The organism is Pseudoalteromonas sp. SR41-7 (genome assembly GCF_014163935.1).
Classification (GTDB): Bacteria; Pseudomonadota; Gammaproteobacteria; order Enterobacterales; family Alteromonadaceae; genus Pseudoalteromonas; species Pseudoalteromonas distincta.
In genome coordinates this window covers 249,579-269,885 of sequence record NZ_JACJEF010000002.1, presented here as the reverse complement: position 1 = coordinate 269,885, position 20,307 = coordinate 249,579, and the positions used below count along the sequence as shown (strand labels likewise).

Below are 20,307 nucleotides of genomic sequence, written 5' to 3'. Positions count from 1 at the left end.
AAGTGGCTACTTAGTTTGTTTGACGGGTATAAGTAACATTAGTCATTGTTACTTTTGATTGGGTAATGCCTAAATCTTCAAAGCAATTTTTGAATGAATTAGAGTTACCTGCTTCACCGCATTTATCTAGAGTATTTGGATCTTGAGACTGTAAGTAGTTACCAAACTTAAAGTAAGATTCAGAATCATCTTCTACAGGAATACCAAACGAATTACCTAGTGCACTTACATCTACATCGCCGTAATTATTTACCACTCGCAAGTTAAATGACTCACCGCTTGTAATAGTACCTAGCGCAAATTTTTCTTCATTGCCACTGGTATTACGCAAACGAACATAGACATCAAAAATGCCATTACCCGCTACGCTGTCGTTAAAACCTGATTCATCAGTATCTGAAACATACACTTTAGAAATAGTCCCAGTATCGCTGGCGTGGTGCTGTGAAATAATTGTTTTACCGCCATCAGACATTTCAACTTTTACAGTTGCTTCAAATACTTCGTAAGACTGTGTCATGGCAACACGCAAGCTTTCTTTTACCTTGTACTCATGACGCCAGCCATTCCCGTTAGGCGTAATATGCTGTGCCTCCAAAGGTACAAACACTAACGTACTATCGTTAACTAACGGGTTAGGACTATCCCCTTCTAAATCAAAAACACTACCACTTGTAATGCTGCTTGGAATCGTTGTACCGTCTCCAGATCCTGCACCATCATCAGTGCCACCGCCATTATTACTGCCCTCAACTAATGTAAAATTATCAAAGCGTACATCACTTGAGCTATTGTAATGCTTAGCAAATACTTGCAGTGAATTGGTATTCGCTGAAGTAAACGTTTTAGTTACCTTAGTCCAAGACGATACATCAAAGGTTTTGTTTTTAAATAAACCGTTTAAGTCGTTAACCCCAATCTGCCCTTTACCAAGTACATAAGCACTTAACGTATATTCAGTGTTTGGCTGAATATTTACTAATTGATAAACACGTGCAGGACTACCCTGAATTTTTAACGATTTAGATCCGCTATATGCATCAGATGAAATAGCCGCTGGCTCAGTTTCGTTCCAACTACTAAAACCGCTTTCAAAGCCAGGGTTATTAATAGTTGCAGCGTGAGATAACGCTGAGGTTGCAGTAATTGCAGTGCAAATAAACAATTTCTTGTGGTTAATCATTATCTTTATTCCTTTAAACCTGAACATAAAAACAACCTAACTACTTAGGTTAGTGAAATTCACTAACACTTAGATCTTACCGCTATACAGGTTTTTAATTGTGTATGAATAGTAATGGTAATTTAAATGGCAAATAAAACTTACCAATTAACATTACCAAAAAGCATGCCCGAAGGCGGGGTAAAGGTTATATTTATTGTTACCAATATGTCAACACAGTGTGGTACAGCAAATAAGTATTACTTACATCTTTATTACCACTTAAAAACAAATTTAATTTTCAATTTAATCAATACATTAGATTTTATTAAGTAACGAATTAATTTTTAAAAATAAATTTTAATTTCAGACATAAGTACTAAAAAATAAATAACACTGCTTACCAATAATTATGGACAATATTAATTTAGTATGAATAAAAAATAAAAATAGAGATAAATTAAAGACTAATTTCAAATTGGTAATAACCAGATTTAAATTGGTAATGTACATTTTTGATTTATATAGAGGCTAATGAGTGTATTTAAAGCTTAAACAGGGAGTAAAACTAAAAAAAGGCGAGCATTGTTAAATGCTCGCCTTTACTATTTTTCTAATGCTGGGTAATTAATTACTCTTGAAAGTAAGTGCCCCAACCGTCGTATTCAACATCGCACTCAACGGCTAGTTGCGCTAGCTTATCAACGTCTTCCATAATAACGTCTACGTCTAGCTCAGCTTCAACTACAATGTCAAAGCTCCAAATTTTACTGCCATCTTCAAGCTCAAGCTCTGCTGGCTCTTCAACATCGTAGCCTAATTTAAAAGCAGCCAATGCAGCTTGCTCTAGTTTAGGGAAGTCTTCACACACAAAATGGTGTTCTACTTCATAAAGTATTTCAGGATCTGATCCATCTTCTAGTAGTGAACTTACGATGTCTTCACTTATTTCACGCCAGTTTTCCATTATTTTTCTCTCACTTGAGCATCTAATTCAGTTATTTTAGCAGCCATAATGCTATGCACGCTTTTAGCATGCTCACGCGCGCTAATTTCTTTATCAAGCGGTATAGGCGCTAACATTTCGATGTAAATTGTACCATTATCCCAACGATTTAGCTTAATGGTTTTATGTGTTGTATTCATACATACCGGAATTATGGGTACATCTGCGCTCATTGCGGTGTGAAAAGCACCTGTTTTGAACGGTAGCAACCCTCTTCCATAGCTTCGTGTGCCTTCTGGAAACATCCATACAGATAAGCCATTATTTTTAATTTTTTCGGCTGCTTTGGAGATAGTTCCCGCTGCTTTGGAGCGATTCGATCTGTCTATTAATATATTACCCGACAACCAATAAAGCTGACCGAAAAATGGGATCCACTTTAAGCTCTTTTTCCCCAAACTTACGCAGTTTTTAGGCACCATTGCAGGCACTGTAAATAAGTCGTAGCTATTTTGATGATTAGCAACATAAACTGCAGGGCCTGCATCAATTGCATCTTTATGACGTGTTAAAACTAATTTAACGCCAATCATTTTAGCCATTGAGCCAAACCAGCCCGCTATAATATGTACATTATTGGGATGAAATGGTCTTACAATCGAAAGTAATAAACCAAAAATACAACTGAATAATATAAACATCAGCATAATAAAAACGCGTATAACAGCTAGCAAATGAGTTTCTCCAAAGATCAATTATGATTATTATAGCGTTATTTTGTGACACAGACGAGTCAATAGCGCACAAGTGTACGCTGAAATATGCAAGCTCTTTACTTTAAAACAAAAACGGCCTGCAAATGCAGACCGTTTTTATTTATACAAAAAAGTAATTGGTTACTCTTCGTTAATGGCTTCTATTGGTTCATCATCTTGTGGGGTTAGCTCAACAACGGCTTCGTCAACACGCTGTAAGCCGCGCGGTAGTTTATTACCCCTACGCCCTCGCTCACCATGATAATGCTCTAAATCAGATGGTTTAAGCGTTAGTTTACGCTTACCAGCATGAAGCGTAACACTGCTTCCTTGTGGCACAACAGCAAGCACTTTTACAAACTCTTCACGGGCTTGTACTTTAGCACCTGGTATAGAGATGATTTTATTACCTTTACCTTTGCCTAACTTTGGTAAGTCTCGCAGCGGGAATAAAAGCATTCGACCTTCGTTAGAAATAGCCATACAGTAATCGCTAGCAACATCGTTCACTCTAATAGGAGAAAGTAATATTCCACCTTTAGGGACACTTACCAGCGCTTTACCGTTTTTATTTTTACTCACTAAGTCTTTAAAGTCGGTAATAAAGCCGTAACCTGCATCTGACGCCATAAGCAATACTTGCTCGTCTTCACTCATTACCACGTGCTCAAAATTAGCGCCTGGTGTTAAGTTAAAACGACCTGTCATTGGCTCCCCTTGGCTACGCGCCGAAGGTAGACTGTGCGCATCAGTTGCAAACGCCCGCCCTGCTGAATCTAAAAATACCGCAGGTTGATTACTCTTACCACGAGCAGAGGCTCTAAAGCCGTCACCTGAGCGATAATTTAAGCCTTGTACATCTAAGTCATGACCTTTACCAACGCGTGCCCAGCCTTTGTCTGATAGCACAACAGTAACTGACTCTGACGGAATTAAATCTTTTTCGTTAAGTGCTTTTGCTTCTGAGCGCTCAATCACTGGTGAGCGGCGATCGTCACCGTACATTTCAGCGGCTTCTTGAATTTCTTTTTTAAGCAGTGTCGACATACGACGCTCAGAACCCAAAATTTGCGCTAATTTATCACGCTCTTTGGCTAGTTCATCTTGCTCACCACGAATTTTAAACTCTTCAAGTTTTGCTAAATGACGAAGTTTTAATTCTAAAATTGCTTCTGCTTGCGTATCGGTTAAATCAAAGCGCTCCATTAATACAGGCTTTGGTTTATCTTCGCTGCGGATGATTTCAATTACTTCATCAATATTTAAAAAGGCGGCTAATAAACCCTCTAAAATATGTAGGCGCGCTAATACTTTATCTAAACGATACTGTAAACGACGACGCACTGTTTCGCGTCTAAATGTTAGCCACTCACTTAAAATACAGCGTAAGTCTTTAACTTGCGGGCGACCATCTAGGCCTAACATGTTTAAGTTTACGCGGTAGTTTTTTTCAAGATCGGTGGTTGCAAATAAATGAGCCATTAATGGCTCAGCTTTAATGCGGTTTGAGCGCGGGATAATTACAATGCGTGTCGGATTTTCGTGATCTGACTCGTCACGTAAATCGGCAATCATTGGTAATTTTTTAGCGTTCATTTGCGCTGCAATTTGCTCAAGCACTTTACCACCAGAACATTGATGCGGCAGTGCTGTAATGACAATATCGCCATGCTCTTCGGTGTAAACCGCACGCATTTTGATAGACCCACGACCGGTTTTATATATTTTATGAATATCGGCTTTTGGGGTAATTATTTCAGCATCTGTTGGGTAATCTGGTGCATGTACAAGCTCAAGTAATTCTTCAAGCTCTGTTTTTGGTTTATCAAGTAATAAACAACATGCGCTAGCCACTTCACGTACGTTATGTGGCGGAATATCAGTTGCCATACCTACGGCAATACCCGTTATACCGTTGAGTAAAATATGCGGTAAACGAGAAGGCAGTACAACAGGTTCATCCATTGTGCCATCAAAGTTTGGTGTCCAATCAACAGTGCCTTGGCCAAGCTCTTTTAGCAGTACTTCAGAAAACTTAGATAAACGCGCTTCTGTATAACGCATTGCTGCAAACGATTTAGGGTCATCTGCCGCACCCCAGTTTCCTTGTCCATCTACTAAAGGGTAGCGATAAGAAAACGGCTGCGCCATTAATACCATAGCTTCGTAACATGCACTGTCGCCGTGTGGATGGTACTTACCAAGTACGTCACCCACTGTACGGGCTGATTTTTTGTACTTGGCATTAGCCGACAAACCCAGTTCGCTCATCGCATAAATAATACGACGCTGTACTGGTTTTAAGCCATCACCTACATGCGGCAAAGCACGGTCCATAATTACGTACATGGAATAATTTAAATAGGCGTCTTCGGTAAAGCGCCCCATTGTTTGTTGCTCAATTCCTTGCATTAGCAAGGTATCTGTATCACTCATTAAAGCTTACCTAGTTTTTCTTATAGCTTACACGGTAGATTACGTTGGCGTAATCATCGCTTACTAACAGACTGCCGTCACCTAATTCTGCAAATGCAACAGGGCGTCCAAATGTTGTTTCGTCTTTCATAAAGCCAGTAATAAATGGCGTATATTTAGTTACGCGACCTACTTCAATTGTTGCTAGCCCTACTTTATAACCTGACTTTTTAGAACGGTTCCATGAGCCATGTTCAGCAACAAATAATTGTTGCTTATAGCTTGCTGGAAATTGCTTACCGTTATAAAAATGAATACCTAATGGCGCTACATGCGCAGGAAGTGCAAGTGCTGGTGATGTGTAATCGGCAATGTTTTTACCTTCACCAAACTCAGGGTCAATAATTGCACCGGCATGAACATACGGAAAACCAAAATGCTCCCCTTCTTGTGTGGCACGATTTAGCTCATCAGGTGGAATATCATCGCCCATCATGTCGCGACCGTTATCACTAAACCATAGAGCTTGAGTAGCTGGATGAAAATCAAAACCCACTGTATTTCTCACGCCTTTGGCTATTGTTTTTATTTGTTTTGTTTCTACATTAAGCGCAAAAATACGGCCAAAACGCTCATCCTCAGCACAAATATTACACGGTACACCCACCGGAATGATTAATTCTCCCGTTGGTGCAAAACGTAAAAATTTCCAACCATGATGACGCTCACTCGGTAGTTTGTTATAGACCACATCAAACTTTGGATCTTTTAATTGGGTGTCAATATTTTTAAAGCGAATAATACGATGCACTTCGCCTACATATAAATCGCCATCTTTTATTGCTATGCCAGAGGGCATGTTTAAGCCTTTAGCCACAACAATTTTTTTATCTGCTACGCCGTCGCTATTGTGATCAATAAGCGCATATACGTTGCCTGCTTTACGAGAGCCAACATACACAATACCTTTTTTTGAAACGGCTATTTGACGTGCATTTTCTACATCATTTGCAAATAAACTAATTTCAAACCCAGGTGCTACGGTGAGCTTATCAAGTATATTTTTAGCCATTGCAGGAGCGCTAGTCAGCCCAAGTAACAGCAAACTTCCTAGTAATTTTTTCATTCGTCTCTCCTAGTGTTAGGCACAAGCAATTAAACGAGCGCCTTGTTACCATGATCTTCTAACCATTGACGACGATCAGGCGATCGTTTTTTAGCAAGTAGCATATCCATCATTTCCATGGTTTCTACTTCTTCATCAAGCGTAAGCTGCACTAAGCGTCGTGTATTAGGATCCATAGTGGTTTCACGAAGCTGTAACGGATTCATTTCACCCAGACCTTTGAATCGTTGTACGTTTACTTTTCCGCGTTTTTTCTCGGCTTCTATGCGCGCCAAAATAGCGGTTTTCTCTTCTTCATCTAGGGCGTAATAAACTTCTTTGCCAATATCTATTCTAAATAATGGCGGCATTGCAACATACACATGCCCTGTTTTTACTAATTCTGGAAAATGACGAACAAACAGTGCACATAACAATGTTGCAATGTGTAATCCATCCGAGTCAGCATCGGCCAGTATACAAATCTTATTGTAACGCAGTCCCGACATATCTGTTGATTCTGGGTCAATACCCAGTGCCACTGAAATATCATGTACTTCTTGTGATGCTAGTATTTGCCCCGACTCTACTTCCCAGGTATTTAAAATTTTACCACGTAGCGGCATAATTGCCTGAAATTCACGGTCTCGCGCTTGTTTAGCAGAACCACCAGCAGAATCACCTTCCACTAAAAACAGCTCGGTTCGGTCATTATCGGCAGCACTACAATCGGTCAATTTACCTGGTAATGCAGGCCCTGCAGTAACTCGTTTACGTACGACTTTTTTAGCTGCACGCAAACGGCTTTGCGCGTTTGAAATACATAACTCAGCTAATAATTCTGCGGTATCGGTATGTTCATTTAGCCATAAACTAAACGAATCTTTTACAACACCCGATACAAATGCGGCACATGAACGTGATGAAAGTTTTTCTTTGGTTTGCCCTGCAAATTGTGGATCTTGCATTTTAACCGACAATACGTAACTACAACGCTCCCAAATATCATCCGGTGTTAGCTTTACGCCACGAGGTAGTAAATTTCTAAACTCACAAAACTCTCGCATTGCTTCAAGCAAGCCTTGGCGCAGACCATTTACATGTGTACCACCTTGCGCGGTAGGAATTAAATTTACGTAGCTTTCCGCTATTGATTCGCCACCTTCAGGTAGCCATACAACAGCCCAATCAGCGCCTTCAATTGAGCTTTTAAATTCACCTACAAATGGGTCTTGCGGTAATGTTTCAAACCCTTTAACGGCTTCAATTAGGTAGTCTTTTAAGCCAGTTTCGTAAAACCATTCTTTGGTTTCTTTCGTTTGCTTATTAACAAACTTAATACGCAGTCCTGGGCATAAGACCGCTTTGGCTTTTAATAAATGATTAAGTTTGGTAATTGAGTAGTTTGGTGAATCAAAGTAGCTAACATCAGCCCAAAAACGAACGGTGGTACCTGTATTGCGCTTACCAACAGTACCAATTACGCTCAAATCTTCTACTTTATCGCCATTTTCAAATGCCATTCTGTATTGTTGAGCGTCGCGCCTTACGGTTACTTCTACACGGGTAGATAACGCATTTACTACAGAAATACCTACACCGTGTAAACCACCCGAAAATTGGTAGTTTTTATTAGAAAACTTACCACCGGCGTGTAACTTAGTGAAGATTAGTTCAACCCCTGGGATACCTTCCTCAGGGTGAATATCAATAGGCATACCACGTCCGTCATCGCTCACTTCGAGCGAGTTATCTTCGTGGAGTATTACGTCAATACGAGTAGCATGACCCGCCATAGCTTCATCGACACTGTTATCGATAACCTCTTGACCTAAATGGTTTGGGCGTACGGTATCGGTGTACATCCCTGGGCGTCGTTTTACCGGATCTAATCCATTAAGTACTTCAATGGCTTCGGCGTTATAATTTTGATCACTCATAGTTTTTGTCTTTATATCCGCTAAGGCTCTAATACGTTTACTAGTTTTATTGTTATATGCGCTAAAGCGTTAATATAGTAACTAACCTCAGTTCAGGCTAACTAGTTTTACGTGATTTTAAGAAAATCTACAATACTTGCAAAGGTGCGTTCAAATTCAACGTAGCTATGATCGCCACCAAACTCTATCAATTGCTTGCATTGCGAATAATATTTTACTGCGTGTTGAAAGTTCAACACTTCATCGCCTGTTTGCTGTAATAAATACAGTAACTCAGGATGTGCTAATTTATCTACAGCGAGTAATTTCAGCGCCTCAATATGACTGTTATTTAAATCGTAATGATAATCTTGATACGGATTATAATTAGGCCCAAGTAACGACTGTAATAAATTATAAGGTGCGACCGCGGGATTAATGACCACTGCAGGAATTTGATAACGCTGCGATAAATACGTGGCAAAAAAACCACCTAACGAGCTACCTAATAAAACGGTATCTGGCGTTAGTAATTGTTCAAGCTCAATTATAGCTTGTAGGGGCTCGTGGTTTAAGTTCGGTACACAATAATCAACGTCATAGTTTGCCATAAGCTCACCAAAGCGCACAGCTTTATATGATTTTTGTGAACTATTAAAGCCATGAATATAAATTACGCGCTTAGCCATACCACTTCCGTTTTTACTTCGACTTTATCTTTTTTACTCTTTATATTTAGCATTCTGTAAGCAGGCCCTGCATTTTTTTGCTCCCACTTTGGAGTGTATTTTACAAACTGGACTGAACTGGCAGGACTTGCATATATAGGCAAGCCTCTAAAGTTTTGTTCATAATCGTTGTGTACATGACCATGAAAAAGCGCAGATACATTATTACTATTAACTAAAATATTTAAAAGCTGTGGACCATTTTCTAATAAGTGCTTATCAAGATAGCCATTTATTGGCAGCGGATTATGATGACAAAAGATAACTTTACTATTATTCGAGTTGACTAAAGTATCAGTTATTTCATCTAAATGCGCGCCAGTAACCCATCCTGCGGGCGTGGGCCCTTTAGAATTAATAAGAAGCAGCTCAACCCCGTTAGCAATAATATGTTTAGCCGAATTTATTTTTCCGCCACTTATGCGATTAAGCATTACTAGTTCATCATGATTACCTGGTACCCAAAATACAGGGCAAGTGATGTCACTGGCATTTATAAGTTCACTAAATAATAAGTACGATTCGAAACTATGGTCTTGTGTTAAATCACCACCAAAAATTACGCAATCTACTGGCTGCTCAGCGATGTGTGCCAAAGCTTGTTCAAAATGAGCTGCAGTATTTGCATTAAAATATTCACCATTTTTATCTGCAAATAAATGGCTGTCGGTAATATGCGCAATGCACAAAGATGATTTATCAAATGTATATGTATCATCAAACCAAGCCATTATTTACATCCCAATTTAATGTTGCTTGCCCGTGCTCTACACAGGCCACTAACCAGTCGTATAAAAAAGCATTAAGTTGATACTTTTCATCTTTTTGATGCATTTTAGGGTTGGGGTATCCGTACGATGGTTTTATGCGTTGATGGTAATCGTGATTAATAATTTCAGCTACTTTCGCATCATGATACAAGCGAGCCGTTAAATACAGCGGCGCTATCCCTTTAACCATTCCTGTTAGCTGCTTAATTGAAATATCCATAGTGTATTTTGCGCTGCCATCAATTTTTGTAGCAAATTCACTGTTGCCAAGTTTTACTTCACGAATGCTTCCTATATTGCGCTCGCTCGGTAACAACTTTAATAGTCGCACATAGTTATGCTCACAAAGTGTTAAATACTTTGGGAGGCTTTGAATATATCGATTTGTTGCTAATTGTGCTGTCAAAGTTCCGCCATAATATTAGTAAGAGTTTATGCCCATTTGCTTGCCATTTTTTCGCGATTTAGCGCAAGCCACTGCATACAAATAACCGTTGCCGCATTATCCATTTCACCGTTATTGAGGCGCATTAGCGCATCATCAACCGATAAAATATGAGTTTTTATATCCTCGCCTTCAGTTTCAAGACCATATACACCTGATTTCACTTGGCTTAAATCAGCACGCGCTAAATATAAATGTAAGCGCTCAGTTGTACCACCAGGGCTTGATAGGTATGAAAGCATAAATTCAAGTTCAGTTAATTCAAGCCCAGCTTCTTCATACGCTTCTTTTTTTACAACTGATTCGTAATCCGTACTGCCGTCAGTCATTCCGGCTATACATTCTAGTAGCCACGGCGAGTGCTTACTTTTAATAGCGCCAATACGTATTTGCTCAATTAAAAGAACAGTATCTGATATTGGGTCATAAGGGAGTACTGCAATTGCATCGCCACGTTCTAATATTTCTCGGCTAATTAGCTCTGATTTTCCACCCGCAAAAAGAGCATGTTCAAACTGGTATAAATCAACCTGAAAAAAACCTTTATAAAGGTTTTTTATTGGCTTTAAATTTACATCTTTATGTGTAAATTGAACGAGCTTTTTATCAACCACGTGCCTACCTCCTACTTATCTAAAGCTTTAAAATGCGTTAATATATTCTGTTACACTTGAACATACTGTTTTACTAATTATTTTTTTTGTTATGCAGTAAAACAGGTTAACATGCTTTTAGTACAAAAATTGTCTAAGGACCGAACCCCACATGAAAAAGAACATTCTTGCGGCGCTAGTTAGTTTATCATGCGCATTAGGTGCAACAGCAGTGAAAGCTGAAGATTTACTACAAGTTTTTGAAATAGCGACAGCTAACGATCCTACTGTTTTAAAAGCAAAAGCCCAAGCCGATGCGCAGTCTTACCAAAGCGATTTGGCGATGAGTGCACTATTACCTCAAATTGGTTTAACTATGGGTTATACGAAAAGCGATGCAACGTCGTACCAAAGCGTTGGCGACTTATCTAACCAAGTAAAAGTTGAAAGTGATACAGACCAATTCTCTCGCGGTGTAAGTTTAAGCCAAACATTATTTGATTTAGGTGCTTGGAACACTTTAGATATTGCCGATAAGCAAGCTCTACAAGCAAGCGGCCTATATGATGCAGCTAAACAAAATTTAATTGTACGCGTTGCTGAAGGTTATTTTAACGTATTAAGTGCCAGTGATAACCTTGAATTTGTCGAAGCTGAAAAACGTGCCATTGCACGTCAACTTGAGCAAACAAAACAACGTTATGCAGTAGGTTTAACAGCTATAACAGACGTACACGAAGCACAAGCTCAGTTTGATAACTCAGTAGCCCAAGAAATTATTGCCAGTAATGCTGTAGAAACTGCACGCGAGCAACTTCGTGAGATAACTGGTAAATATCACGAAAAATTAGACTTTTTAAATACAGATACTTTCTCAACAACTAAGCCAACTAAGCGCTCAAGCGACTTTGTTAAAGTAGCTGAAGATAAAAATATCAACTTACAAGTCTCTAAAGTAACGGTTGATATTGCAAAAGATCAAATTGAATTAGCAAAAGCAGGTCATTATCCAAAACTAACTCTAAGTGCAAGTTATGGTGACTCTCTTACAGACACTCAAATAAATGGCGCTAATTTTGATGACCAACCGCGTTCAGACTCTAGTTCTGTTGGGCTTAACTTTAGCGTACCTTTATATTCAGGTGGCGCAACGGTTGCTGCAACTAACCAAGCGCGTGCGTTTTACGTATCAGCGAGCCAAGATTATGAAACAAATTACCGCGCAGTCACTCGCACAGTAATTACATCTTATAATCAAGTTGTTTCAGATATTGCGACTTACAAAGCGCTAGAGCAAGCGGTTGTTTCAGCTCAAAGTGCCCTTAAAGCAACTGAAGCCGGTTTTGAAGTAGGTACTCGTACCATTGTTGACGTACTAGTGAGTACGCAAAATTTATACGATGCAAAACGTAACCTTGCTGATGTGCGTTACCGTTATGTGTTATCTACCCTTCGCTTAAAACAAGCTGCGGGTACACTAACAAGTGAAGATTTGGTTGCTATAAACCAAGGTTTAAAATCAGCTTAACTTTTACAGCTAAACATAATATAGATTTATTCGAAGCCAGCATGTAGCTGGCTTTTTGTATTTTATAGCGCTTAGCGTTAAACTATCGTTTTTATTCTCAGAGAGATTTTTGTGGTCACCTCATCTCCTTTTAAAGCATCTTTTTTAGGCCCTCGATACTGGCTAACGTGGGTTGGCGTTTTATTTTTATACTTAATTTCTTGGCTACCACAAAAGCTACAGCTGGCAATGGGTAAGCAACTTGGCCGCTTAGTCCATAAATTTATGAAGCGCCGTCGCCATATTGCAGAAGTAAATATTAAGCTGTGTTTTCCTGATATGAGCGAAGCAGATCAAAAAGACCTTGTACTCAAAAATATGGAAAACACCGGCATTGCAATGGTTGAAACCGGCATGGCTTGGTGGTGGCCGCAGTGGCGAGTAAAAAGTGTATATGGCTCAATCAAAGGTTTGGAACACTTTGAGCGCGTACAGGCATCTGGTAAAGGTGTTTTATTACTTGTACCTCATATTCTGCATCTTGAAATGGCGAGTCGTGTAATGGGATTAAAATGCCAAGGTTTAGGCTTTTACCGCCCTCACAACAACGCTCTAATGGAATACTTTACAACTAATGGCCGCCTTCGTTCTAACGAATACCTAATTGGCCGAAAAGATGTAAAAGGTTTACTAAAATCATTAAAAAACAAAAAAGTATGCTATTACTTACCTGACCAAGATTACGGCCGTAACCGCTGTGAGTTTGTGCCATTTTACGCCGTCCCTGACACAGCAACGACAACAGGTACTCTTATGTTTGCTGGCAGTAAAAACTGCGAAACTATGAGCTTAATCTCGCGTCGTGACGAAAATGGAAAGTATCATTTAGAGGTAGTACCTGAGCTTGAAAACTTCCCCAGTGGTGATGATAAGGCTGATGTAACACGTGTAAATCAACGCATGGAACAATCTGTTAATGCAGCACCAGAGCAATACATGTGGCTACACCGTCGCTTTAAAACTCGACCGGATAAAAATACCCCTTCTTTTTACAAAAAGTAATGGTATAACAATAATAGGAACAAATAAGGTGGGTAATAATCATGTGGTTTTGGATTAGACATTTATCATTTGCAGCCGTGCTAATAGCACTCGCCGTATACTTCTTAGTGGGTGATGGTTCTGTATTTGATATTAAAAAATCTAAAAATGCAGCCGCCGAAGGATTATCACGCTTTTACTCCTCCATTCGTAACCAAGTAAAAAGTAATAAAGAACGAGATCAATTTGTTTTAAAACTTAAAACACCAGAACAAACCTTGGATAGAGTATTGGCTGAACGTGCGCGAACAGTAGATCCAATGCCTACAAATTGGACTGGAGAAGTTGAACCTAGGCGCTTTGAAAATGGCACAACTCTTAAAGATGTACTTAATCAATATGCTAAAAACGAGGGGATTGAGCTCTACTGGTACTTAAGTAAAGATTACGTAGTTAAAGATCATTTTAGAGTAGACAGTAACTTTACTTCAGCACTGTACCAAATTGGGCGCGCTATAAATGATGACTTTGAGCATGAGGTTTATACTTACTTTTGCCATAAACAAAGAGCAGCGGTTATTACCGAGTTACCATCAGAATTTGTACGTACAAACTGTTTAAAACTAAAGGTTTAAGGGTTTAAGGGTTTACACGTACATAGACCCAAGCAAGCGCTTGGGTTTTCAATTCAATTCAATTCAATTCAAAAATACTATTCCAAATATTAGTTACGTTAGTAATATCTTGTAAAAACGTTTCTCGCGGGATCAATTTGCCTTTTTGCTCCAAGCTCAACACGTGATAACACGAGCGATAATCAATATACGCTTTTATCAACTGCTGCTTTTGCTCTTTAGTAATACAACCTATATTTGCCGCATCCGTTAATATCCTTACGTTATCTGAGTAAACTGTAAGCTGTTCAAACTCGTTTGCGTGTTTAAGTACTAAATATTGCGTAATAAACTCAATATCAGCCATGCCACCAACATCTTGTTTTAAATCAAATTTCTCAGCATTTCCCTTCGCTAGATGGTCGCGCATTTTTTCGCGCATTTTTATTACATCAGCTTTTAGCACGGTATCATCGCGTTGCTGGCAAAGTATATTTTTACGAATTTGTGAAAAACGATCTATCAGATCGTTTTGACCTAAAATTAATCGAGCCCGAACAAGTGCTTGATGCTCCCACGTCCATGCTTGAGTTTGCTGATAGTGATTAAAGCTCTCTAAATTGATAGCCAATAAACCAGAGGCTCCTTCAGGACGTAATCGTGTATCAAGCTCGTATAAAATGCCCGATGCAGTACGGGTATTAAATAAATGCATTAGGCGCTGAGCGAGCTTTAAATAAAACTGGCGAGAATCTATCGGTTTTTCACCATTAGTTAAGCTTGAGCCATCATGATTATGCACAAACACCAAATCTAGATCTGAGTCGTACCCGACTTCTAAGCCACCTGTTTTACCATATGCAATAACAGCAAAACCTTTATTTTCATCATCTGTGCCAGGGGGCATACCAAAGCGCTTAACAGTGTTATGCCATGCAATATTAACAGTTTGGTCAACAATCGCCTCTGCCAGTACGGTTAAATGATCGCTTACTTTCATTACGTCAAGAACACCGGTTGCATCGGCGGCAGCAATTCGTAATTGATGCGTTTGCTTAAATTGCCTAAGCGACTCCATTTGCAGTTCTAAATCGTCATGCTCTATTCGTAAAAAATACTGTCTTATTTCATCTTTATACGCTGTGAGCGGGGTTGGCTTATAAAGAACTGCGGGGTCTATTAGTTCATCAAGTAATATGGGGTAGCGAGAAATATGCTCCCCTATCCATTTGCTATGACAACACAGTAAAACAAGTTGCTTTAATGCACCTTGGTTTTCGTAAAGCAATTCTAAATAGGCAGTACGCGAAATTATCTTATTAAAAATTTGGCAAACCATTGTGAAAGCTGCTGCACTGGCATTAAAGTCATTTAATTGATTTAGTAAAACAGGCATTAACTTATCAAGAGTGTCACGCCCTCGGTTACCTATATTTACCTTAGACAGCCTTAATTTAAAATCGTTAAGGGGTGCTTGCCATTCATCTCTGGCCTCTTTTAAAAAGCTCACATCACCATGATCCCAAGCACTAATAAATGCGCCTTCACAGGTATCAAGTGGCACGGTTTCCTCGCCAATCACAAGTGCAAACTCACCGTTAACTTGTTTCATCACCTTTTCTATAGTGTTTAAAGTGGCAGAAAAATCAGCTTGTTCTAATAATAAATTTAAGCGCTGCTGATTCAATTCATCATCGGGGAGTGTTTGCGTTTGCTGATCGTCAAATATTTGAAGGTACTGCTCAACTTTACGTAAATAAAGGTAATTGCGCCTCAGCTCGCTTGCTTCTTGCTCATCTATAACTTGGTTAAGTGCCAACTCATTTAATGCTTTGAGTAAAGATTGGGTTTGTAAATTAGCCTCTCGCCCACCTCTTACCATTTGCAGGGCTTGCACTATAAATTCAACTTCACGAATACCACCAGCGCCTAGTTTTATATTATTAGTTAAGCGTTTACGGCGAACCTCTTGTGCAATCATTAACTTCATTTTACGCAAGGATTCAATCACCGAAAAATCAATATACCGGCGGTAAACAAACGGCTTTAAAAGCTTAATAAATTCATCCCAATACTTATTAGGAGTGCCAATTAAGCGCCCTTTTAACATAGCGTAGCGTTCCCAGTCGCGCCCTTGTTCTTGGTAGTAATCTTCAATGGCATTAAAGCTCATAACCAAAGGGCCGCTTTCGCCAAACGGGCGTAGGCGCATATCAACTCTAAATACTTGCCCATCACCGGTGGCTTGGTTAAGTGCTGCAATCAGTTTTTGTGCAACTTTGGTATAAAACACTTGGGCCTCAAGGCTTCTGCGGCCACCTTGGGTTTTTTTGCTGCGCGGATACGCAAAAATAAGATCAATATCAGAGGAATAATTTAACTCCTGTCCGCCAAGCTTCCCCATCCCCAATACCATTAGCGGCATTGCTTGGTTTTGCCCATCAAGCGGTTCACCATTTACTTTTGCCACCTGTGCATGCGCCCATTGGTTGGCGCTATTAATTAGCATGTCAGCCAGTTGGCTTATATAATTAATACTATCGGCAATGGGGTTATTACAGCATAAATCTAAAAAGGCGACTTTAAGCCAGTACTTTTCACGATATTGACGAAGTACTTTATGGCACTGTGCTTCATCAAGGTCAGCTAAATTCAGGTTTTTAAAAGGAGAGTCTATTACTCTATTTTGTATTTCGTCTTTGCATAATAGCCAGGTATTTAAATCAGGTTGTGACTCTAAACTGCGCCAAGCAAAGTCGCTTAATGCTAATAACCTTACAACTTCACTTTGTTTACTTTGCTGCGGGTATAACTGTTCAAAGCGCATCAAGCCAAGTTTTTGTAATTGAATAGGAAGTTGCTTTACGTTACTCATCAATCCTCTCTTTTATATCATCAATAACCGTACTAGAATGATTAAAACCTAGAAAGGTTAACTTAATTAGGATCACCATGTCATATTTGTCTTTATCTAACACTAGTTTTATTGCGATTGCCATTAGTTTTGCGGTTATTTGCATAACTATTTTTTGTTTACGAGTTGTCACTCAAATCAAAGCAAAACAAGCGCTTAAAGATGAGTTAGCGCAACACGACAACTTTGCCATGGGTATTAGTTTTGCATCTGAAATATCGGTTGTTATAGCCACTATAGCCTTTTTATTTGACGAAATAAGCGTAAGCACTGCACAGTCAAACCCGTTAAAAGTATTAATTATTATTGTTCTCTTATTCACTTTTATAAAAGTGGGCCATTTAATTCACAGAAAATGGATACTCCACAGATTTAATGAAGAAGCTGCCATACTAAAACAAAATGTATGTGCTGCATTGGTAGACTCAGGAATGTTAATCGCTAACTGTATTATTGCACTGGGCTTGTACACGTGGACCCACACGCAAGGGGTTAGCAACTTACTTATTGCTTGCGTTAGCTTTTTTACACTTCAGGGGATGTTTGCACTTGATAGCAAAATACGAGAACACCGTTTTGCAAAAGCAAACCAAGGTGCGTCACTACAAAGTAACTTTAACCTAGAAAATATATCTATTGGTATAAGATATGCTGGAAAATCAATTGGCTTAGCGTTGGCTGTATATGCTGGTTTATCTAGCGCAGCATTTCAAAACGGTAAAATGGTTGAAAACATATTTACACTTGTAATGCATTGCGGTGTAATGTGGATACTACTTTACGGCTTAACGTATGTGATAAAAGTTATCTCTTTACCAAATATTGATACGGCTCTTGAAATAGACCATCAAGATAATATTGGGGTAGCATGCATAGAATTTGCTGTTTTTTGTGCTATAGGTTATTTACTTATTAGTATGTTTTCTCTTTAGACCTTTTTTACTGAAAATACAGCAATTAAAACGTCTGCATTTAAGTAATAATGGTAATTACTTAGATGCAACAAGGTCCTAGCTCTATGCCGCCTGAAATAACGAACTATTTGTTAATTGACATAGACAACGAATTTAGCCGCGCATTTGCCGAATACTATGTAAATAGTAATGGCATAACAAAAGCGAGTACACTTATTGCTGCAGGCAGTAATACCCGCCAATTAGTAAAAATGATGTTTGACGAGCTTATTAAAGACTACAGTTATTGCGATCTTGAAAACGAAATAAGCGTTTCTGAGTTAATTAATTATTTAAAAGATCATCACGATTTACACGGAGTCCTTTTCAATAGCACCGATTATTTACTCGCAAGTGATAAGCAGCGCTTTATTTATAACTCCTTACATGAAGAACGCTTTTTAATAAATCTTGATGATACAGGCTATACACTCAGCCGGGTTACCGACGAGACGTTAACGGAACCTTCGCAAAATCATCACGATATAGCACACACCCCACAAGATTTAATAGATCTCGCCGAACAACTTAATAAAAATAAATAATTGCGCACAGCCCCCAGCTTACTTACCATAGCAATATATATTTTACGCTATGTAGTAAGTGACGCCCTATGCGAGTTCCTCATATTCATCAAACATCGAGTATTGCCCTAAACACCCCTGTAACTTTAGATGACGATGCTGCAGGGCATATTGGCAGAGTGCTGCGCATGAAAGTAGGCGAGCATGTATCTATTTTTAATGGCGAAGGTGGCGAATACCTTAGTGAAATAATTGAGGTAACAAAAAAAACAGTCGTCGTAATGCCATTAGAACTTAACCCTCACGATGTAGAATCTCCACTTAAAATTCATTTAGGTCAATGTGTATCTCGTGGTGATAAGATGGATTTTACAATTCAAAAGTCAGTTGAACTAGGTATTACCGAAATCACCCCTATTTTTAGTCAGCGCTGTGGTGTGAAACTAATGGGCGATCGTCTTGAGAAAAAACACCAACAATGGCAAAAAATTGCAATTGCTGCGGCTGAGCAGTCAGGGCGTAATTTTGTGCCAATTATTCACCCACCTATAGATTTAAAACAATGGCTTGCACAACAAACCGATGCAATTAAGCTCACTCTTCACCCTCGTGCTGAGCACAGCATTAAAACCATTACGGTACCTAAAGATGGCGTACGCTTTTTAGTAGGCCCAGAAGGTGGCTTTACCGACGATGAAATGGCACTAACCAAACAACTAGAGTTTGTAGATATTCGCTTAGGCCCGCGCGTTTTACGAACGGAAACAGCCGCTTTAACGGTCTTAAGTGCATTACAACTTCAATTTGGCGATTTAGCTAATTGAAATAACTAAAAGCACCCTCATATAAACAGTAACATTTATAGTAAGGCACAGCGCATGGCAATTAAGTTAGGTATTATTTCAGATCCTATTAGTGGATTTAACATCAAAAAAGACACCGGTTTTGCAATGATGATGCAAGCGCAAGAACGTGGCTACGAAATTTATTATATGGAGATGGACGATTTATCTCTTCGTAAAGGCAAGTCGTACGCTACAGCGTCTAAAGCGCAAGTGTTTAATAATGCAGAAAAATGGTATGAGCTTGAAGAAAAAGCCACTATAGCCCTTGCCGATCTTGACGTAATTTTAATGCGTAAAGACCCTCCTTTTGATACTGAATACATTTACGCGACGTATATTTTAGAACGTGCTGAACAAGAAGGTACGTTAATAATTAACAAGCCACAAAGCCTTCGCGATGCTAACGAAAAGCTGTTTACAGCATGGTTTAGCGAGCATACGCCAGACACACTTGTTACACGTAGCCAAAAACAAATTCGTGAATTTTTAGCACAGCATAAAGACATTATTTTAAAGCCGCTTGATGGCATGGGTGGCGCATCGATTTTTCGCATCAGAGAAGACGATGCCAACATTGGTGTAATTTGTGAAACGTTAACCGAGCACGGCAGCCGCTTCGCAATGGTGCAAAATTACATTCCAGAGATCAAACAAGGCGATAAGCGCGTACTAGTAGTTGATGGCGAAGTTATTCCATATTGTTTAGCGCGTATACCACAAAATGGTGAAACACGCGGTAATTTGGCTGCAGGCGGTCGAGGTGAAGCCCGTCCACTTAGCGAATCAGATTTAAAAATAGCGCAAGCTGTTGCACCAACGCTCAAAGAAAAAGGCTTAATATTTGTAGGTTTAGATATTATTGGCGATAAATTAACTGAAATTAACGTAACTGCACCAACGTGCGTACGCGAAATTGAAGCTGCTTATGATATTTCTATCACAGGTATTTTATTTGATGCAATTGAGCGTAAATTAGGTAAGTAATTACCACAATAAAAAGCCCATTAGTTTAAGCCTTTCATGCAATTAATGGGCTTTTTATGTCAATTTAAATAACTATGCCATACTCAA

General features: G+C 39.1%; 18 protein-coding genes. 7 read left to right on the top strand and 11 right to left on the bottom strand.

Features of this window, described 5'->3' with window-relative positions; all coding sequences use genetic code 11:
• Positions 1 to 10: 10 nt before the first annotated feature.
• From H5092_RS03925 to H5092_RS03880, 10 genes are all read right to left on the bottom strand, one after another.
• Positions 11 to 1,183 carry a polysaccharide lyase family 7 protein gene (locus tag H5092_RS03925; RefSeq protein ID WP_024605063.1) on the bottom strand — a complete coding sequence of 391 codons (1,173 nt, stop codon included), beginning with the start codon at positions 1,181 to 1,183 and terminating at the stop codon, positions 11 to 13.
• A gap of 610 nt (positions 1,184 to 1,793) precedes the next feature.
• On the bottom strand, positions 1,794 to 2,129 hold the full coding sequence (gene rraB / locus H5092_RS03920) for a ribonuclease E inhibitor RraB (protein WP_002961968.1): 336 nt from the start codon (positions 2,127 to 2,129) through the stop codon (positions 1,794 to 1,796).
• Positions 2,129 to 2,842: a 1-acylglycerol-3-phosphate O-acyltransferase gene (locus H5092_RS03915; protein WP_149603218.1), complete on the bottom strand. Its 714-nt coding sequence runs from the start codon at positions 2,840 to 2,842 to the stop codon at positions 2,129 to 2,131. Before H5092_RS03915 ends, rraB begins: the two co-directional genes overlap by 1 nt.
• A gap of 162 nt (positions 2,843 to 3,004) precedes the next feature.
• Positions 3,005 to 5,299 (bottom strand): DNA topoisomerase IV subunit A, encoded by a 2,295-nt coding sequence (parC, locus tag H5092_RS03910; protein WP_024605066.1) that lies wholly within the window; start codon positions 5,297 to 5,299, stop codon positions 3,005 to 3,007.
• Positions 5,300 to 5,309: 10 nt separating this feature from the next.
• On the bottom strand, positions 5,310 to 6,404 hold the full coding sequence (locus H5092_RS03905) for a sorbosone dehydrogenase family protein (RefSeq protein ID WP_024605067.1): 1,095 nt from the start codon (positions 6,402 to 6,404) through the stop codon (positions 5,310 to 5,312).
• Between the two features lie 29 nt (positions 6,405 to 6,433).
• Positions 6,434 to 8,323 (bottom strand): DNA topoisomerase IV subunit B, encoded by a 1,890-nt coding sequence (gene parE / locus H5092_RS03900; RefSeq protein ID WP_002961961.1) that lies wholly within the window; start codon positions 8,321 to 8,323, stop codon positions 6,434 to 6,436.
• 107 nt (positions 8,324 to 8,430) lie between these two features.
• The gene (locus tag H5092_RS03895; RefSeq protein WP_002961960.1) at positions 8,431 to 8,991 is read right to left on the bottom strand and encodes a YqiA/YcfP family alpha/beta fold hydrolase; all 561 of its coding nucleotides are present in this window, start codon (positions 8,989 to 8,991) and stop codon (positions 8,431 to 8,433) included.
• Positions 8,976 to 9,761 carry a metallophosphoesterase gene (locus tag H5092_RS03890; RefSeq protein WP_002961959.1) on the bottom strand — a complete coding sequence of 262 codons (786 nt, stop codon included), beginning with the start codon at positions 9,759 to 9,761 and terminating at the stop codon, positions 8,976 to 8,978. Before H5092_RS03890 ends, H5092_RS03895 begins: the two co-directional genes overlap by 16 nt.
• Positions 9,748 to 10,206 carry a DUF1249 domain-containing protein gene (locus tag H5092_RS03885; protein ID WP_182732933.1) on the bottom strand — a complete coding sequence of 153 codons (459 nt, stop codon included), beginning with the start codon at positions 10,204 to 10,206 and terminating at the stop codon, positions 9,748 to 9,750. The genes H5092_RS03890 and H5092_RS03885 overlap by 14 nt, the downstream gene beginning before the upstream one ends.
• A 26-nt stretch (positions 10,207 to 10,232) precedes the next feature.
• Positions 10,233 to 10,859, bottom strand: a complete 627-nt coding sequence (locus H5092_RS03880; protein ID WP_002961957.1) for an NUDIX domain-containing protein — start codon at positions 10,857 to 10,859, stop codon at positions 10,233 to 10,235.
• A 151-nt stretch (positions 10,860 to 11,010) separates the two neighbouring features.
• Between H5092_RS03880 and tolC the strand changes: the two genes are divergently transcribed.
• The 3 genes from tolC (at position 11,011) to H5092_RS03865 (ending at position 14,021) form a co-directional block, all read left to right on the top strand.
• On the top strand, positions 11,011 to 12,366 hold the full coding sequence (tolC, locus tag H5092_RS03875) for an outer membrane channel protein TolC (RefSeq protein ID WP_002961956.1): 1,356 nt from the start codon (positions 11,011 to 11,013) through the stop codon (positions 12,364 to 12,366).
• Between the two features lie 111 nt (positions 12,367 to 12,477).
• On the top strand, positions 12,478 to 13,407 hold the full coding sequence (lpxL, locus tag H5092_RS03870; protein WP_002961955.1) for an LpxL/LpxP family Kdo(2)-lipid IV(A) lauroyl/palmitoleoyl acyltransferase: 930 nt from the start codon (positions 12,478 to 12,480) through the stop codon (positions 13,405 to 13,407).
• Positions 13,408 to 13,448: 41 nt separating this feature from the next.
• Entirely contained in the window at positions 13,449 to 14,021 is a 573-nt protein-coding gene (locus tag H5092_RS03865) for a toxin co-regulated pilus biosynthesis Q family protein (RefSeq protein ID WP_002961954.1), read from the top strand.
• A 58-nt stretch (positions 14,022 to 14,079) separates the two neighbouring features.
• Here H5092_RS03865 and glnE read toward each other — a convergent pair whose 3' ends face one another.
• Positions 14,080 to 16,875 carry a bifunctional [glutamate--ammonia ligase]-adenylyl-L-tyrosine phosphorylase/[glutamate--ammonia-ligase] adenylyltransferase gene (gene glnE / locus H5092_RS03860; RefSeq protein WP_182732932.1) on the bottom strand — a complete coding sequence of 932 codons (2,796 nt, stop codon included), beginning with the start codon at positions 16,873 to 16,875 and terminating at the stop codon, positions 14,080 to 14,082.
• A 77-nt stretch (positions 16,876 to 16,952) separates the two neighbouring features.
• Between glnE and H5092_RS03855 the strand changes: the two genes are divergently transcribed.
• The 4 genes from H5092_RS03855 (at position 16,953) to gshB (ending at position 20,220) form a co-directional block, all read left to right on the top strand.
• On the top strand, positions 16,953 to 17,846 hold the full coding sequence (locus H5092_RS03855; RefSeq protein ID WP_182732931.1) for a hypothetical protein: 894 nt from the start codon (positions 16,953 to 16,955) through the stop codon (positions 17,844 to 17,846).
• Positions 17,847 to 17,911: 65 nt separating this feature from the next.
• Complete coding sequence (locus H5092_RS03850) at positions 17,912 to 18,412, top strand: hypothetical protein (protein WP_082007357.1); 501 nt, start codon at positions 17,912 to 17,914, stop codon at positions 18,410 to 18,412.
• Positions 18,413 to 18,480: 68 nt separating this feature from the next.
• Positions 18,481 to 19,215, top strand: a complete 735-nt coding sequence (gene rsmE / locus H5092_RS03845; RefSeq protein WP_182732930.1) for a 16S rRNA (uracil(1498)-N(3))-methyltransferase — start codon at positions 18,481 to 18,483, stop codon at positions 19,213 to 19,215.
• 54 nt (positions 19,216 to 19,269) lie between these two features.
• Positions 19,270 to 20,220 carry a glutathione synthase gene (gshB, locus tag H5092_RS03840; protein ID WP_154903711.1) on the top strand — a complete coding sequence of 317 codons (951 nt, stop codon included), beginning with the start codon at positions 19,270 to 19,272 and terminating at the stop codon, positions 20,218 to 20,220.
• The last annotated feature ends 87 nt before the right edge of the window (positions 20,221 to 20,307 follow it).